17 protein-coding genes and 1 tRNA gene are annotated in these 16940 nt (G+C 62.7%); 13 read left to right on the top strand and 5 right to left on the bottom strand.

Features of this window, described 5'->3' with window-relative positions; genetic code table 11:
- Positions 1-58: 58 nt before the first annotated feature.
- A complete protein-coding gene (locus YY7_RS52625) occupies positions 59-880 on the bottom strand; it encodes a phytanoyl-CoA dioxygenase family protein (RefSeq protein ID WP_051396882.1) in 822 nt (273 codons plus the stop codon).
- Positions 881-1035: 155 nt separating this feature from the next.
- Between YY7_RS52625 and YY7_RS0124935 the strand changes: the two genes are divergently transcribed.
- The 10 genes from YY7_RS0124935 (at position 1036) to YY7_RS0124980 (ending at position 9585) form a co-directional block, all read left to right on the top strand.
- Positions 1036-1368 (top strand): ArsR/SmtB family transcription factor, encoded by a 333-nt coding sequence (locus YY7_RS0124935; RefSeq protein ID WP_028165628.1) that lies wholly within the window; start codon positions 1036-1038, stop codon positions 1366-1368.
- Complete coding sequence (locus YY7_RS52630; RefSeq protein WP_051396883.1) at positions 1368-1721, top strand: SRPBCC family protein; 354 nt, start codon at positions 1368-1370, stop codon at positions 1719-1721. Before YY7_RS0124935 ends, YY7_RS52630 begins: the two co-directional genes overlap by 1 nt.
- 1 nt (position 1722) lies before the next feature.
- Complete coding sequence (locus YY7_RS64460) at positions 1723-1836, top strand: hypothetical protein (RefSeq protein ID WP_283807020.1); 114 nt, start codon at positions 1723-1725, stop codon at positions 1834-1836.
- Positions 1837-1848: 12 nt separating this feature from the next.
- Positions 1849-2286 (top strand): YybH family protein, encoded by a 438-nt coding sequence (locus YY7_RS52635; RefSeq protein WP_051396884.1) that lies wholly within the window; start codon positions 1849-1851, stop codon positions 2284-2286.
- Between the two features lie 136 nt (positions 2287-2422).
- Positions 2423-2497, top strand: a tRNA-Asn gene (locus YY7_RS0124955).
- Positions 2498-2725: 228 nt separating this feature from the next.
- Entirely contained in the window at positions 2726-2905 is a 180-nt protein-coding gene (locus YY7_RS52640; protein WP_035690788.1) for a hypothetical protein, read from the top strand.
- Between the two features lie 134 nt (positions 2906-3039).
- A complete protein-coding gene (locus tag YY7_RS0124965; RefSeq protein WP_028165629.1) occupies positions 3040-3705 on the top strand; it encodes a protein-L-isoaspartate O-methyltransferase family protein in 666 nt (221 codons plus the stop codon).
- Positions 3706-4035: 330 nt separating this feature from the next.
- A complete protein-coding gene (locus YY7_RS0124970) occupies positions 4036-5415 on the top strand; it encodes a TolC family outer membrane protein (protein ID WP_028165630.1) in 1380 nt (459 codons plus the stop codon).
- A 397-nt stretch (positions 5416-5812) separates the two neighbouring features.
- Positions 5813-6577: a PopZ family protein gene (locus tag YY7_RS0124975; protein WP_028165631.1), complete on the top strand. Its 765-nt coding sequence runs from the start codon at positions 5813-5815 to the stop codon at positions 6575-6577.
- A gap of 134 nt (positions 6578-6711) precedes the next feature.
- On the top strand, positions 6712-9585 hold the full coding sequence (locus YY7_RS0124980; protein WP_028165632.1) for a valine--tRNA ligase: 2874 nt from the start codon (positions 6712-6714) through the stop codon (positions 9583-9585).
- A gap of 62 nt (positions 9586-9647) precedes the next feature.
- Here YY7_RS0124980 and YY7_RS0124985 read toward each other — a convergent pair whose 3' ends face one another.
- The gene (locus YY7_RS0124985; protein ID WP_028165633.1) at positions 9648-11900 is read right to left on the bottom strand and encodes a glycoside hydrolase family 113; all 2253 of its coding nucleotides are present in this window, start codon (positions 11898-11900) and stop codon (positions 9648-9650) included.
- Between the two features lie 245 nt (positions 11901-12145).
- Positions 12146-12757, bottom strand: a complete 612-nt coding sequence (locus YY7_RS0124990) for a DNA-3-methyladenine glycosylase (protein WP_051396885.1) — start codon at positions 12755-12757, stop codon at positions 12146-12148.
- Between the two features lie 131 nt (positions 12758-12888).
- On the opposite strand from YY7_RS0124990, the gene lipA reads away from it, so the two are divergent.
- The 3 genes from lipA to YY7_RS0125005 all read left to right on the top strand — a co-directional run bounded on the left by lipA (position 12889) and on the right by YY7_RS0125005 (position 14870).
- Complete coding sequence (gene lipA, locus YY7_RS0124995; RefSeq protein ID WP_028165635.1) at positions 12889-13848, top strand: lipoyl synthase; 960 nt, start codon at positions 12889-12891, stop codon at positions 13846-13848.
- Positions 13849-13950: 102 nt separating this feature from the next.
- Positions 13951-14403, top strand: coding sequence for a DNA topology modulation protein (locus YY7_RS0125000; RefSeq protein WP_245287379.1), 453 nt, complete (start codon positions 13951-13953; stop codon positions 14401-14403).
- Positions 14403-14870 carry a type II toxin-antitoxin system RatA family toxin gene (locus YY7_RS0125005; protein ID WP_028165637.1) on the top strand — a complete coding sequence of 156 codons (468 nt, stop codon included), beginning with the start codon at positions 14403-14405 and terminating at the stop codon, positions 14868-14870. The genes YY7_RS0125000 and YY7_RS0125005 overlap by 1 nt, the downstream gene beginning before the upstream one ends.
- A gap of 99 nt (positions 14871-14969) precedes the next feature.
- Here the strand turns inward: YY7_RS0125005 and YY7_RS0125010 are convergent, their stop codons facing one another.
- Together YY7_RS0125010 and YY7_RS0125015 are read right to left on the bottom strand one after the other, a co-directional pair.
- Entirely contained in the window at positions 14970-15575 is a 606-nt protein-coding gene (locus YY7_RS0125010) for a CinA family protein (RefSeq protein WP_028165638.1), read from the bottom strand.
- Positions 15576-15577: 2 nt separating this feature from the next.
- The gene (locus YY7_RS0125015) at positions 15578-16774 is read right to left on the bottom strand and encodes a bifunctional 2-C-methyl-D-erythritol 4-phosphate cytidylyltransferase/2-C-methyl-D-erythritol 2,4-cyclodiphosphate synthase (RefSeq protein WP_028165639.1); all 1197 of its coding nucleotides are present in this window, start codon (positions 16772-16774) and stop codon (positions 15578-15580) included.
- Positions 16775-16940 lie beyond the last annotated feature (166 nt).

Consider the following 16940-nt stretch of genomic DNA (forward strand, 5'->3'; position numbering starts at 1 on the left):
AGGCGAGCTTGGCACAAAGTCATCCCGTTGCATCGAATGCGACGAGACGCTGCGAACGCTATGTGCGCGACGGCGCTATTCTATTGATCTGCAGGGAAGTCGGCGTGCCGCCGTATCGCGGAAAGAGATATTCTCCCCACTCGGCGATGGTGGGCCATTCAGCAGCACTTGGCAGGGCCGGATGCATTGCGAGATGCGCGCGAATGGAGTCAGGAAGAAAGCGCCAATTCGGCGTGAAAGAAAACAGCAGCGCATCGCGCCGTGAAAGGCCGCGATTCGGATGCGTTCCATGGAGGAGACGATAGTCCACCGCCACTGCATCGCCACGGCGCAGATTGAGCGTGATCTGTCCTTCGTGGTCAGTGAGGGCCGGGTGGTCGGGCGCCAACTGCTCGGCGGCTGCGCTATGCGGCTCGGGCAGTTCGGAGTGGATCGGCAGACTGCGCAGATGAGAACCCGGAAGAATTCGCAATGCGCCCGTCCGGTCACTCGTGTCTGAGAGGTAGCACAGGATTGCGATCTGCGGGGCGGTCGGCGCGAAACTGATGGAGTGGTCCCAGCACCACCAGTCCTGGTGCCATAGCAGCGCAGGCGTAGAGGCGCCTTTGGATGAGATGTAGGCCGAAATCCAGCGCAGGTCGTCAGCCCCGACTGTAGATCCGATCCGACCGAGCACGGATGTCCGGCAGAGCAAGCGCGTGACGATTGGATCATTCCAGCGCAATGGGACGAGATCGTTCCCAACGCGGTTCATCATCGGATCATGCGGCTGTGCGAGTCGGTGGTGGACCTGCTTTTCGATCTCTTGCAAGTCCGGCTCTTCAAAGAGCGCCGGGATGGTCGTGAAACCGTCGACAGCAAATTTGCTCGAACCAGACATGCGGGCTCCATTAGGCGGATGAAATCCCATTAGGAGATTCATCCAACGGCCGAAAGCTGAGCGATCGGCTCAAGCGATTCGAACGCGTGCGCCCTTGACGAAAGGTGCACGCTCATATAGGAACCAATCAGTTCCAGAACTATTTGGTTCCAAATATGCCAACCCAAGACACGTTGAGCGCCACATTTGGCGCGCTGGCTGATCCGACGCGCAGGGCAATCCTCGCGCGACTGTTGGAAGGCGAGGCCTCGGTCGCCGAACTGGCCAAGCCGTTCGCGCTGACGCCCCGGGCTGTCTCCAAGCATGTCGCCGTGTTGGAAGCGGCGGGCCTGGTGACGAAGGGCCGCAATGCCCAGCGGCGTCCGTCACGGATCGTCGCCAGTCCGTTGATCGAGATCGATTCCTGGCTCGCCAACTATCGCAAGCTCTGGCTACGGCGCTTCGACAAGCTCGAAAGCCATCTGGCAAAGCAAACGGGAGGAGAATGATGGAGAGAGGCAAGGTGACCTTGGAAGAGACGCCGCTGGGCGCCACCATTCAACGCTGGTTTCCAGCCCCGCCCGATCTCGTCTACCGCAACTGGATTGAAGCCGAACAGATCCGGCATTGGTTTGCGACCGACGGCTACGAGGTCACTGGCTGCGAGATTGATGCACGGCCAGGAGGAAAGTGGCGGGTCGATTTTCGCTCCTCGACCGGGCACGTCTATTTCGAGCGCGGTGAGTTCCGGGAAATGGTGCCGGGGAAGTTGCTCGCGCTGACCCTGACCCAGGTCGATGGCGCCCACTCAGGACCGGACTCTGATCACCGTCACCTTCGAGGCTTCACGCGGCGGCACTGACATGACGTTCCATCAGGTTGGCTACGACAGCAGTCTGCGCCGCGACGGCAATGCCGAGGGCTGGCAGGAATGCTTCGACAAGCTCATCGCCCGCCTCACAAGCTCGAACGCCTGAAAGGAGAAGCATATGAGCAGGAATGCAGCAGACGAGCAGGAGGTCCGCGCTCTTTTCGCCGACTGGCTGCGCACTTCATCCGCGCTGGACATCGACGGCGCCATGCGTCCTCTCGATCCCGATATTCACTCCTATGAACATGTCGCGCCACTTCAGTACCGCGGTATCGATGCCATTCGCGAAGTCTGCCAGCAGGGCTTCGACCTGATCAAGGGGGACTTCGAATGGGACATTCCTGATCTTCAGGTGATCGTGCGCGATGACATTGCCATCGCGTGGGGCCTCAACCGCATGCGCTACCGCTCAGCTTCAGCGCCGGAGATCGAGAATTGGTCGCGAAGCACGAGAGTGTTTCAGAAGAAGGATGGGCAATGGAAGATGATCCACCAGCATCTTTCCGTCCCGGCCGATCCAAAGACCGGACAGGCCAGATTCGACCTGAAGCCCTGACATGGCGATTGCCGAGCAGCCCGGTGGTTCGCGCCGTTATCTCTTCGAACTGTGCGGAGGGGTCCATTTGGTCCTTTGCAAGCCGGGAAGGCTTTGTTATAGGGCTGACCGCAAGCGAAACGCCGGTTTCGCCCATTCCTCGGTAGCTCAGCGGTAGAGCATTCGACTGTTAATCGAATGGTCGCTGGTTCGAATCCAGCCCGGGGAGCCAATTCCTCAATTAAATCAAGCTGTTAGCCCAATTTCCTAAGCTCCTGGTTTCGCGCTTGCGCGGCCCGGGCAAGGCGGATTCGTATCCAACCTCCAGATTCGACTCGTCCTGACGGGCGCGACTCAGTCACATCCGCGTGGCACTTTGCGGATTTGATGCGGACAGCCGCCAAATCGACTCATTCATCGTCGATTTTTGGTTAAGCAGGGCTCCTTGCGAGGTGATTCCATGGCCGTCTTCGACACCGATGTGCCGAAAACAACACCCTCGATCGTCCCGAGCGACATCCCGACCATGAGCGACGACGAATGCCTTCGGCGGCTCGCGCAGATCGTCGAAGAGCACGATTCCACCTGTCTTGACGAAGCTGCGAGGCTGATCGGCCGGCTTGCCGTCGCGATCGAATAGGCGCTGTTCCCCTGCAAGAACTCGCGGGCCGGTATGGCCCATCGGGCGTGTTGCGTTTTGATCCTGCTTGTTCCAAAAGACGGGCGGTCTCACTCCCGTCGCGGCCGCGCCGCGCGACTTGCAGGTTTCAGCCTATGTCCGGTTTCTCGACCGCGCGCCAGAAAATGGTCGATGGCCAGGTGCGCACCAGTGACGTCACCGATGCGCGTATTCTCGATGCGATGCTTGCCGTGCCGCGCGAGGCCTTCGTTCCCGAAAGCAAGCGCGCGCTGGCCTATCTCGATCTCGACCTCGATGTCAGCGAGGGCGGCGCGACGAAGCGCTACCTGATCAAGCCAGCCGTGATGGCGAAGATGCTGCAGGCGGCTGAGATCAATTCGACTGACCGCGTTCTGGTCGTCGGCTGCGCGACTGGCTACGCGGCTGCCGTGGTCGCACGGCTCGCCGGGGAGGTGTTTGCCACCGAAAGCGAGCCCGCGCTCGCCGACCAGGCCAAGGTCGCGCTTGCGGGGACCGGTGCCGCCAACGTGACCGTGCGCGCGGCGCCGGCGGCGAAGGGCGATGTCGCGGACGCGCCGTTCGACGTCATTTTCCTCAATGGTGCCACCGAGATCGTGCCGCAGGAACTCTACGAGCAGCTCCGCGAGGGTGGGCGATTGGTCGGGGTGTTTGCCTTGTCGCAGCCGCAACGGGCCGCCGTCGTGACACATACCCACGGGGATTTCGGGCATCGGCCGCTATTCGATGCCGTGGCGCCGCTCCTGCCGGGCCTGGAGCGCTTGCCGGCTTTCGTGTTCTAATAAGATGCATCGTCCGGGAGGGAGGAGGGCCTCTTTCCAGGCGTTCCGGCGAATGCGGATTCACAACTAAAGGCGGATTCACGGCCGGCGCGAAGCGAGAAAGTTCGTATGGTGGCGGCTTGGTGGCGATTCGAAGCGTTAAAATCCCGTTCTGAATCAGAAGTGTGGCCCGTTTGCCCCACGTGAAGAGTTTCCGCCGGGTTCCGTTGCGAGGTAGTTCCGTCCAGCCTAGCTGCGGAATAAGGTGAGGCGGGACTCACTTCGATCGAAGCGGCGCCCGGTTCATGGTCTCGAGCCGGGTGGTGAATAGCAATGGATGGATTATTGGGGATGCGTGGGGTGAAGGTTGTCACCGGAGCCGCGGCAGCGGTCCTTTTGTTGGCGTGCATGGGACCGACGCCGGCCCTGGCCGATACGATCGAGGCCGCATTGGTTCGCGCCTATCAGACCAATCCGCAACTCAATGCGCAGCGCGCCTTCGTGCGATCCACCGACGAAAACGTGCCGCAAGCGTTGTCGGGCTACCGGCCGAGAGTGTCGATCACGGCGAGCGGCGGTTATCAGTATACCGATGCCATCTCGGGTGGGGTGGCTGCGCATGGAACGCAGGTCCCGCGCGCCGTCGGCGCCACGATTTCGCAGACCCTGTTCAATGGATTTCAGACCGGCAACCGAACGCGGGCCGCGGAGAGCCAGGTTTCCGGCTCACGCGAAGCGTTGCGGAATATCGAACAGACCGTGCTGTTCAGCGCTGCCTCGATCTACATGGATTACCTGCGCGATGCGGCGATCGTGGAGGTTCAGCGCAGCAACACACGCGTGCTCGAGCAGACGCTCAAGCAGACCCGCGACCGATTCAATGTCGGTGAGGTGACGCGCACCGACGTCGCGCAATCGGAGGCGCAACTTGCCGCCGGCCGCACGCAGCAGCTCACGGCCGAATCGCAACTGACCACGACGCGATCGAACTTCCGGCGCATCATCGGCAGTGAACCGACGAATCTCGCGCCGGGCTCACCGGTCGACCGTTTCCTGCCGCCCACCCTCAATGCCGCCATCGAACTCGCGCTGACGCAGAACCCGAACGTGACCGCGGCGATGTTTGGCGTCGACGTCAACTTCCTCAACGTCAAGATCGCTGAGGGCGCGCTCTTTCCGAGCGTGACGCTGCAGGCGAGCGCGCAGCAGGCCTACGATCAGACGCTGGTCATCCAGCGCCAGTTCCAGGCGTCGGCGATCGCGCAGATTGCGGTGCCAATATACCAGGGCGGTGCCGAATATTCGCTGATCCGCCAAAATAAGGAATCGCTGGCCCAGCAGCGCCTTGTGCTCGAACAGACGCGCGACCAGGCCCGAGCCAATGTCGTCACGGCATGGGGCCAGTTGGTGGCTGGTAAGGCCCAGGTGTCTTCGGCGCAGGCGCAAGTGACGGCATCCGAGATTGCGCTCAACGGCGTGCGCGAGGAAGCCAAGGCCGGACAGCGCACCACGCTCGACGTGCTGAACGCGCAGCAGGCGCTGGTCAACGCCCGCAACGCGCTCGTGGTCGCGCAGCATGATCGTGTCGTTGCTTCCTACAGCGTGCTGCAGGCCGTGGGCCGGCTGCAGCCCCAGGTGCTCAACCTGCCGACCCAAACCTACGATGCGAGCGTTCACTACCAGCAGGTGCGTGATAGCTGGGCCGGGGTTCGAACGCCCGACGGCCGCTGATCGTCGCTTCGGCATATTGCTCTAAATAGACAGTTGGGCCCGCTTGCTAGCGGGCCCATCGCATTTCTGAGCATTCGTTTGTCCCGCGCGCGACCGCCGACTCCATATGTCGCGTGGCGGTCATGAAGACGCCGCAAAACTTCGAAGCGCGTTGCTTGCAATCGATTGTTGCCCTGACATACCGTTTCCATAGGCAACACAACGATTCGCAACGGCTTTTTGCGTCCATCGCTGCGGATCGGTTGCCGTGAGGGCGAACGCACCGCGTGCAACGCACCGGTAACCGTTGATCTGGGGACAAGTCCGGACTCGAGCGATGAAAAATTCCGGCCGCTTCATCCGGAACGGCCGAATCTCGTGTGGCTTGGTGTAGGATAATTTCGATGTGGAGTCGGAAATGACGCAACCTGCAAAGGTCCAAGAGCCCTCCATGGAGGAGATTCTGGCGTCGATCCGTCGCATCATTGCCGATGATGAGGCCAAGCCCGCTTCCGCGGATAAACCCGCAAACGACAGGCCGGCAAGCGTTGCGACGCCGGAGAAACCGGCGGTCGCCGCCGCGCCTGCCCCCAAGCCGGTAGTGAAGGACATTCCGCCGCCGCCGACTCCTGCGGCGGCGAAGCCAGCGCCAGCAGCGCCAAAACCTGCGCCGGCGCCACCACCAGCCAAAACGAACAGCCAGGACGACATCGACGCCATGCTGGCGAGCCTCGATGAGGCGACGCAGGAGGCCGAAGTCAGGCCGCCGCAACCCGACGGCGACGTATTCGAACTGACTGACGAAATGGCCCTGCCGGATCCGACGCCGACGCCCAAGCCGCCGCCACCGACCTTTCAGAAAGTTGAACCGCAGGACGACATCGAATTCACGGAAGCCACCAAGCCACCGCCGTCTCCACCGCGGCAGCCGGCCTATGAGCCGGCGACCGAGAGTTCCTCCTATGGTCAGCAGCCAATCCTGTCGCGCACGACCATGAACGCGGTCGAAAGCGCGTTCAATTCGCTGGCCAATACCGTGCTCAGCAACAATGCACGGACGCTGGAGGATCTGGTCAAGGAAATGCTGCGGCCGATGCTCAAATCATGGTTGGACGACAACCTGCCGGGGCTGGTCGAGCGGATCGTGAAAGCCGAGATCGAGCGGGTTTCGCGGGGGCGTTAGCCGCCCGGGCCGCGAAGCCCCCTCAATTCAGCCATCCCTAATGGGTGTTATGGCGGTTTGGACGCGGCAGTCCGGTTGACTTGGCGCGTTCGGACGGCTTTTTAGCGCTCTCAAGCATCCCCATTTGTAGTGCCATGATCGAGAAAAACTACCAGCCTGCCGATATCGAAAGCCGGATGTCCCGCGTCTGGGAGGAGAGTGGCGCCTTCAAGGCCGGCCGCCCCGAGCGGCAAGACGCCGCGCCGTTCACCATCGTGATCCCGCCGCCGAACGTGACGGGCTCGCTGCACATGGGACATGCGCTGAACAATACGCTGCAGGACATCCTCTGCCGCTTCGAGCGCATGCGCGGACGCGACGTGCTCTGGCAGCCCGGCACCGACCATGCCGGCATCGCCACCCAGATGGTGGTCGAGCGGCAGTTGATGGAACGGCAGGAGCCGGGCCGTCGCGAGATGGGCCGCGCCAAATTCCTCGAGCGGGTCTGGCAGTGGAAGGCCGAGAGCGGCGGCACCATCATCAACCAGCTCAAGCGGCTGGGCGCCTCCTGCGATTGGTCGCGCGAGCGCTTCACGATGGATGAGGGCCTGTCGCGCGCCGTCGTGAAGGTGTTCGTCGAACTCCACCGCCAAGGGCTGATCTACAAGGACAAGCGGCTGGTCAACTGGGACCCGAAGCTGCTCACCGCGATCTCCGATCTCGAGGTGCAGCAGGTCGAGGTCAAGGGCCATCTGTGGTACCTGCGCTATCCGCTCGAGGGCAGGGCGTTCAGCCCCGACGATCCCGCAAGCTTCATCGTGGTCGCGACGACCCGTCCCGAAACCATGCTCGGCGATACCGCGGTGGCCGTGCATCCGGACGACGAGCGCTACAGTGCGCTGGTCGGCAGCCACGTGATCCTGCCATTGGTCGGCCGCAAGATTCCGATCGTGGCCGACGAATATTCCGATCCGGAGAAGGGCTCTGGCGCGGTGAAGGTCACGCCGGCGCACGACTTCAACGACTTCGAGATCGGCAACCGCCATGGGCTGCCGCGGATCAGCGTGCTCGACCAGGAAGGCAAGCTCTCGCTTGTCGGCAACGAGGACTATCTGCGCGGCCTGCCCGAGGGCGCGCTGCATTTCGCCGAGGAATTCCATGGCATCGAGCGCTTTGCCGCGCGCAAACAGCTCGTCGCGCGGTTGGAGGATTTCGGCTTTCTCGAGAAGATCGAGCCGAACACGCATATGGTGCCGCATGGCGACCGTTCCGGCGTGGTCATCGAGCCGTTCCTCACCGACCAATGGTACGTCGACGCCAACACGCTGGCGCAGCCGGCGATCGCGGCCGTGCGCGCGGGCGAAACCAGTTTCGTGCCGAAGAACTGGGAAAAGACCTATTTCGAATGGATGGAGAACATCCAGCCCTGGTGCATCTCGCGCCAGCTCTGGTGGGGCCATCAGATCCCGGCGTGGTACGGGCCCGACGGCAAGGTGTTCGTCGCCGAGACCGAGGAAGAGGCCGTGGGCAACGCGCTCGGCTACTACGTCGAGCAGGAAGTCATCACGCCGGAGCAGGGCCACGACATGGCGGTGGACCCCGCCAAGCGCGAGGGCTTCATCACCCGCGATGAAGACGTGCTCGACACCTGGTTCTCGTCCGCGCTGTGGCCGTTCTCGACGCTTGGCTGGCCGGACGAGACGCCGGAGCTGCAGCGCTACTATCCGACCAACACGCTGGTCACCGGTTTCGACATCATCTTCTTCTGGGTGGCGCGGATGATGATGATGGGCCTTCACTTCACGAAGGAGGTGCCGTTCTCGACCATCTATATGCACGCCCTCGTCCGCGACGAGAAGGGCGCCAAGATGTCGAAGTCGAAAGGCAACGTCATCGATCCCCTGCATCTGGTCGACGAATACGGCGCCGACGCGCTGCGCTTCACGCTGGCGGCGATGGCGGCGCAGGGGCGTGACATCAAGCTGTCGACCCAGCGCGTCGACGGCTATCGCAGCTTCGCCACCAAGCTCTGGAACGCCTGCCGTTTTGCCGAGATGAATGGCGCCGCCCTGACGGCCGGATTTGATCCAACCAGCGTGAAGGAGACGCTGAATCGCTGGATCATGCATGAGACCACGCTTGCGGCTCGCGAAGTGACCGAAGCGATCGAGGCGTACCGCTTCAACGACGCGGCAGGCGCGGTCTACCGCTTCGTCTGGAACGTGTTCTGCGACTGGTATGTCGAGCTGACCAAACCGCTGTTGATGGGCGAGGACGGACCCGCGAAGACCGAGACCCGCGCCATGATCGCATGGGTGCGCGACGAGATCCTGAAGCTGCTGCACCCGTTCATGCCGTTCATCACCGAGGAGCTCTGGGCCGTCACAGCGAAGCGCGACGGTGTTCTGGCGCTGGCGCCATGGCCGCGCAAGGCGCGCGCGCTAACGCCTGAGCAGATCGCCACGCTTTCGCTGGCAGGGCCGACCGACGCGCTCATCCCGCCCGTGATCGGCGCGTTGGAAGATGACCCCGAGGAATTCAGCGACCCTGAAGCCGAGGCCGAGATCGGCTGGGTGGTCGATCTCGTCAGTGCGATCCGTTCGGTGCGCGCGGAGATGAACATCCCACCGTCCACGTTGACCCCGTTGGTGCTTGTGGACGCTTCCGCTGAGACAAAGGCGCGGGGGCAGCGCTGGAACGATGTCGCCAAGCGGCTGGCGCGGCTGGCCGACATCTCCTTTGCCGATGCTGCCCCGGAAGGCGCCGTGCAGCTATTGGTGCGCGGCGAGGTCGCGGCGCTGCCGCTGAAGGGCGTGATCGATCTTGGCGCCGAGCGCGCGCGGCTCGAGAAGGAAATCGCCAAGGCCGACGCCGACATCAAGCGCGTCGACGCCAAGCTTTCCAACGAGAAGTTCGTCGCCAACGCGCCGGAAGAGATCGTCGAAGAGGAAAAGGAAAAGCGCGAGGCGGCGCTGGAGCGCAAGGCAAAGATCCTCGAGGCGCTCGAGCGGCTGAAGAAGGCGTCTTGAGAGAAGTTGTAGGGAGGGCACGCTGCGCTTTGCCCACCCTGCAATCCGTGGCGAAAACTCGCTTAGACGAACGTGAAGTCGCTCGCGTGGAGCTGATCGAGCGTCGTGTTCCTGATCTCGACCGAGTTGTTGTCGTCGAAGGTGATCACGACGCTCGTTCCGTTTTGTGCCATGTGCGACTGCACGGCGTTGAAATCGGCAAAGACCGTGCGGTTGATCTGAATCAGATCCTGCGCGCCATCGGTGTTCTGGAAGTCGAGAATGACATCCTTGCCGAAGCCGGGGGCGAACATGAAAGTGTCGTTGCCCGCGCCGCCTGACAACGTATCGTTACCGCCGCCGCCATTGAGCCGGTCGTCGCCGCTGCCGCCGTACAGGAGCTCGTTGCCGGTTCCGCCCATCAGCGTGTCGTTGCCGTCATCGCCGAACATCTGGGTCGCCGCCGGACCGCCCTTCATTGAGTCATTGCCGGCGCCGCCGTAAAGGGTGTCGTTGCCGCCGCCGCTGGACAGGTAATCATTACCGTCGCCGCCCTTGATGACATTGGTGGCCCATCCGCCATAGAGCTGATCGTTGCCGGCGCCGCCGTCGAGCAGGGCGCCGGTATCGGCATTACCGGCCTTGATGATGTCGTTGCCATCGTCGCCGTAGAGTTGATCGGTCGCGGTCGCAATGCCGGGTCCGCCATCGATCGTGTCGTCACCGGCGCCGCCATGGATCACGTCGGCACCGGCGCCGCCGTAGATCACGTCCTTGCCCGGACCACCGTCGATGACGTCATTGTCGGTCGACGCGCCGAAGAACAAGTCCTGGCGGCCGCTCATGTCATAGTGGATCGCCTTGTTCTGATAGAGATTCCAGGTTCCCGGCGAGCTCGGATTGACCGCGTCGGCGGCCGACAGATGCTCGCCGTTGACCGTGATGTCCTTGATGTAGAGGTTGCGGTCGCCACTGCCGCCCGCGATGTCATTGATGAAGGCGAGATCGAGACTTGAGATTGCCGCGGGATTGGCGAACGTGAAAGTGAAGGTCTGGAAGCCGGCTGGATTGGTCGCATTGTGGAACTCGACCGTGTTGCCGACCTGCTGGCCATTGACCAGAAGCTGCATCTGGGCGCCGATGCCGTCGACGACGGAGCTGTAGCCCGTCACCGTGACGGTGGTTTCCGTCAGTTTCGGAATCGTGTCGGGGCCGCCCCTGATGGTATCGTTGCCGGCGCCGGCTTTGATCGTATCGTTGCCGGCGCCACCCGACAGAACGTCATTGCCGCCGCCGGTGTCCATCAGATCGGCCGCCGGAGAGCCGGTCAGCGTCTGGCCGGGCGGCTGACGCTCGCCGCCATACCATTCCGTGATGAGCCCCTGCGCCGGCTTGCCCTGCGGCGAGTAGCCGAGTTCCGAATATTTATTGTTCGCATCCCAGTTCCAGATCGATGCGCCCCTGAACCAGCTCCCGCCTTCCGATCCCCAGACCTGAAAGAAGGCGTTGAACGCGTCATATTGCTCCTGGACATCCGGCGTCGAGCTTCCGGCCCAGCCGCCCGGGCTGATATTGGTGCCGTCCACGCTGCGATAGCCGGTCTCGGTGAAGACCACCTGCTTGCCGTACTGAAGGGCAAGCGAGTGGAAGAAATCGACCGGCGATTTGTGATCCATCACTTTCGCCCAATAGTCATCGGAGGACATGGTGTTCCACGCGTTGACCATTTCCTGGACCGTCGGATCCCGGTCGGTCGTCAGCGGCGGATAGGCGTTGACGCCGATGACATCGACCTTGTCCCAGAAGCTGACATTGATGGCTTCGTCGGTGGCGGCGGCGTAGGTGATTTCGCCGTGATACACGGCGCGCACGGCATTGATGATGTCCACCCATTGGTCGCGATATTCGGGACCGGAGAGCTTGGCGAGCTCATTGCCGATCACCAACATGCTGACGCCGGCTTGCTGGGCGAGTTCCGCCATGTGAACGATTTCGGTCTTGTAGGACGCGAAAAAGGCGGCGGGATCGTCTGGTGTCAGCACATGTGCAAGCGAGCCATCGAGGGCCGAGACCATGGGTTTGAGCGAAACCGAAAGGCCGAGCGCCTGCGCATCCGCGATGGCCTTAAGGATGTTGGCGTCGCTCTCGGTCTTGCCGGGATCGGCGAACACGTCGTCCGAATGCCTCGTGTTCGTGAAGAGCCGAGGCGCAAGCTCGATCGAATTTGCATTGGTGTCCGCGATTGCCTGCATGGCATCGTGCGCCGCGCTCGTGACGAATGCACCATTGTAGTTGGATGGGAATCCGAATCCTTCGACAGTAAAAACGCCCGCCATCGGCCAGCTCCTTAGCTTCTATGTTTTCTATTTCGCTGTTTCGGTGGCCAGCATTCTGCGCAGGACTTGTTCACCTGCGTTGTGTTCCGTCTTTTCAGCAGAGCACAATTCATAAGCAACTCACACGCGTGCAGCGACGCACGCGTGCTCAGTCTGCACACGCAACGTGGGCGCGTCGTGACAAGATTGCGTCGATGTTGCGATTGTTGATGCGCATCTCGTTACAATGGCGCTTCAAGTTCAACTTAAACTGGAAACCGCTTGCTCAGGAATTTCGAGCCCTTCATGCCGTAACGCCAAGGAAGATCGATTGCCTTGGTGATTCCGATTCGCACGCCTGCGACAACTTCGACAGTGCCGACGCGCGCGTGCAGCGAGAACGGTGCCTGATCGAGCGGCAGGGCGTTGTGCTCAATCGTTATGCCGAGTGCTTCGGTCAGCTTTCCCGGACCGGAACATAGCGCGTGCACTTCCTTGAGATGGCGCCGCCGCCGCATCGTCGCGATCCCATGCGTGGGCTCCAGCGCGCGGATCAGCACGGCGCTCGCCGAGCCTGCTTCTTCGCAGACCAAGTTCACGCACCAGTGGATGCCGTAAGAGCGATAGACATAGGCAAATCCGGGCGGGCCGAACATCACCTGGTTGCGCGCCGTCGGCCCACGATAGGAATGGGCCGCCGGATCGGTGTGGTGATAGGCCTCCACCTCCACGATGAGGCCGCCGACGCCATTGAAGAGCAGGGTCGCACCGATCAGGTCGGGCGCGACCTCATGCACGCTGCGGCCAAAGAATGAGCGTTTGAGCGTCTTGCCGAGGCGGATCGGTGCTTCGCCCGGCAGTCTGGGATTTTGAACCATTTTGGTGGGAATCAGAGGGAAACGCGGGGATTGCTGCCCATATGTTGCACGTTCTGCTAGCATGCGCGAGCCGGGTTGCGGGTTCGGGCAATACGGATTAGCTAACAGTTCCAAAGATCCGTAGATTTCCCATGGTCACCCTGATCGACACCATCTCAGCCAATCCGTTGCGCCCGCGCCACCCCGAAAAGGTGAACCGGCCCGACGCGCAGTCGCCGCCGAAGCCGGACTGGATACGGGTGCGCGCGCCGAATACACGCGGCTATGCCGATACCCGCAACATCGTGAAGGAGAATGGCCTCGTCACGGTCTGCGAGGAGGCCGGCTGCCCAAATATCGGCGAGTGCTGGGACAAGAAGCACGCCACCTTCATGATCATGGGGGACACCTGTACCCGGGCCTGCGCGTTCTGCAACGTCAAGACCGGCATGCCCGGCGCGCTTGACGCCGGGGAGCCGGAGCATGTGGCGGAGGCGACCTTCAAGCTTGGGCTCTCCCATGTCGTCATCACCTCGGTCGACCGCGACGATCTAGCCGACGGCGGCGCCGAGCATTTTGCCCAGACCGTCCGCGCCATCCGCGCGCGCTGCCCGAACACCACGATCGAGCTCCTCACCCCCGATTTCCTGCGCAAGGACGGCGCGCTTGAAGTCGTGGTGGCGGCGAAGCCCGACGTGTTCAACCACAATCTCGAAACCGTGCCCTCGCGCTATCTGTCGGTGCGGCCCGGCGCGCGCTATTTCCACTCGATCCGCCTGCTGCAGCGGGTGAAGGAGATCGACCCGACGATCTTCACCAAGTCCGGCATCATGGTGGGCCTGGGCGAGCAGCGGCACGAAGTGTTGCAGGTGATGGACGACCTGCGCTCGGCGGATGTCGATTTCCTCACCATCGGGCAATATCTGCAGCCGACCCGGAAGCATCACGCTGTGATGAGCTACGTCACGCCGGACGAGTTCGCAGGCTACGAGAAGGTCGCCTATACCAAGGGTTTCCTGATGGTATCGGCGAGCCCGCTGACGCGCTCGTCCCATCACGCGGGCGACGATTTCGCCAAACTGCAAGCGGCGCGCGTGGCGCGGTCACGCTAACGCCGGATCGCACCGATGCGACGCATTCTTGTGATGGGGTCTTCGGGATCCGGCAAATCGACTTTTGCGCAACGGCTTTCGGCGACTACGGGCATTCCGTTCGTGTCGCTCGACGCGATCTACTGGAAGCCAGGCTGGGTCGCGTCCGATAACGCGGAGTTCCACGAACGCGTGACTGAGGTGGCGCTTCGACCGCGATGGATCATGGACGGAAACTACATTTCACATGGGGCCGGCGAGCTGCGCCGCCAGGTTTGCGATACCGTCATCTGGTTTGATCTTCCGCGCCGAAGCTGCATGCTCGGCATCGCGAGACGGGTAGCCGGAAGCTATGGCCAAGTTCGCGCCGAAATGGCCGAAGGTTGCCCGGAACGAATCGATCTTGAATTCTTTCGATACGTCTGGACGTACCGGCAGAAACAGCGGCCGAAGCTCCTCAGATATTTCGAGGGCCTGCGACCGGACCAATCACTTGTCTGTTTCACGGATCGGACACAGGCGGGCCTGTATTTGAAGGAGATCTCGCTGATGACTCACGCGGCGAGTATCCACTGATGCCGAGGTTTTCCAGCAAGCGGCGGGTCCGTCACTCCGCATCGCAGATGTTTGATCTGGTCGCCGATGTCGAGCGCTATCCGGAATTCGTGCCGCTGTGCCATGCGCTGAAGATCCGGCAGCGCACGCCGAAGGAGGACGGCACCGAGGTCCTCGTTGCCGATATGACGGTGTCGTTCAAGCTGGTGCGCGAGAGCTTCACCAGCCGCGTCACGCTGGACCGGCCGAACCTGAAGATCATGGTTGAATATCTGCGCGGCCCCTTCAGCAATCTCGAGAACCGCTGGACCTTCGAGCCGAAATCAGACACCGAATGCGATGTCGGCTTTTTCATCTCATACGAGTTCAAAAGCCGGATGCTGGGAATGCTGATGGGATCGATGTTCGACGCAGCGTTCCAACGCTTCGCCGGCGCATTCGAAAAGCGCGCCAACGTGATCTACGGCAAGCCGGCTACCGCATCGTAAGCTCTCACCGTCATTGCGAGCGAAGCAATCCATCGCGCCGCTTGCGGAGGCATGGATTGCTTCGTTGCTTCGCTCCTCGCAATGACGGAGAGGAAGCTGTTAGGCCCGCGGCGGTCTTCGGCGCTTGACGGCGCTGCGGCGCGGGGAGCGCGCGACACGGGGACGCAGGCGGCTGCTGGCAGCTTCGCGGCGCGGCTTGGTTGCGGCCTGGGGGCCGCGCGCCAGTTCCATCAGCATGCGCAGAGCTTCCACCACGGAGCGTTGCCGCACCGCGCTGCGTCCGATCGCGCCGAAGCGGTGCTCGCGATGCATGATCCGGCCATCGCGGGCGGCGACCGCGAAATGCACAAGGCCCACCGGCTTGCCCGGGGTGGCGCCGCCGGGGCCGGCGATGCCGGTGATGGAGACCGCAAGATCAACGCCGGCGCGCTCCAGGGCACCGACCGCCATGGCGGTTGCGGTCTCCTTGCTGACTGCGCCGAAAGTCGAAAGCGTCAGCGCGTTGACGCCGAGCATCGCCCGCTTGGCCTCGTTGGAATAGGTGACGAAGCCGCGATCGATGACGTCGGAGGAGCCGGGGATATCGGTGAGCGCGCCCGCGACCAGCCCGCCGGTGCAGGACTCCGCCGTCGCGATGGTCAATTTCCGCATCCGGCACAGATCGAGCAGCGAGCGGGAGAGGGCGCGCGCGTCGCTGCCGCTCATGGTTACTCGCTCCAACCTTTGTCGTTCCAAGGAAGGCGAATGGTGGCGCTCGCGGTGGCTGCGATGCCTTCCTCACGGCCGGTAAAGCCCAGTCTCTCGCTGGTGGTCGCCTTCACCGCGATGCGCGAGATGCTCACGCCCGAGATCTCGGCGATCTTCGCCCGCATGGTGTCGCGCAAGGGGCCGATCTTCGGCCGCTCGCAGATCAGCGTCACCTCGAGATTGGCGATGCGGCCGCCGCGCGCGGCGACGCGATCAACGGCATATTTCAGGAACCGGTCGGACGAGGCGCCCTTCCACTGCGGATCTACAGGCGGAAAATGCGAGCCGATGTCGCCGTCCGCGAGCGCGCCGAGGATGGCATCGACCAGCGCATGCAGGCCGACATCGCCATCGGAATGGGCGAGAAACCCCTTGGTGTGCGGCACGCGCACGCCGCAGATCATCACGTGATCACCTTCACCGAAGGCATGCACGTCATAGCCGGTGCCGGTCCTGATGTCGCCGAGCTGGCTGGCGAGGCGGGCTTCCTCGCGGACGAAGTCTTCAGGTGTGGTGAGTTTCATGTTCGCAGGATCGCCCTCAAAGGTCGCCACCGTCAATCCCGCCCATTCGGCAATCGCGGCATCGTCGGTGAAATCGCTCAAGCCCTCGTGCGCGGCGCGGCGATGCGCATCCAAGATCACGTCGAAACGAAAGACCTGTGGCGTCTGCGCGATTCGCAGCCGCGCACGATCGGGCGTCGCTTCGACATCGCCACTCGCACCGGTCAGCTTGATGGTGTCGGTGACCGGGACCACGGGAATGGCGGCACCGGTACGGCCAGCCGCGTCGATCGCGCGCGAGATCAGCGCCTGCGTCACGAAAGGCCGCGCGGCATCGTGGATCAGCACGATGTCGGGCTTCTCGCTTGCAAGTGCCTCCAGTCCCGCACGTACCGACGCCTGTCTGGTTGCGCCACCGTTTGTCGGCGGCCGATGGCGAAGGCCGACCACCGCTTCGTTGAAGAGGGCGGCATCATCGGGATTGACGACGGGCTGCACGGCGAAAATATCGGGATGGCGGCTGAACGGCTCGATCGCCCGGAAGATCACCGTCTGGCCGCCGATCACCCGGTACTGCTTCGGCCCGCCTGCGCCGGCGCGAAGCCCGCGGCCGGCTGCGACAAGGATGGCGGCGGTACGCTCAGGTCTGGGCATTGGTCGAAACTGTATACGAGATGGGTTGAGGAGAGGGGCGCCAAGCTTTCCGCCAGCGCACAGCCCTTACCACGCTGGATGCGCAATGACAGAGCTATTCCCATACCCTGTGGGAAAAGCGGTTCTTGTTGCGGTGCACTTGCGCAAATGATAGAAATGTCTAAAC

Origin of the sequence: Bradyrhizobium elkanii WSM2783 (assembly GCF_000472865.1) — a bacterium.
GTDB lineage: Bacteria > Pseudomonadota > Alphaproteobacteria > Rhizobiales > Xanthobacteraceae > Bradyrhizobium > Bradyrhizobium elkanii_A.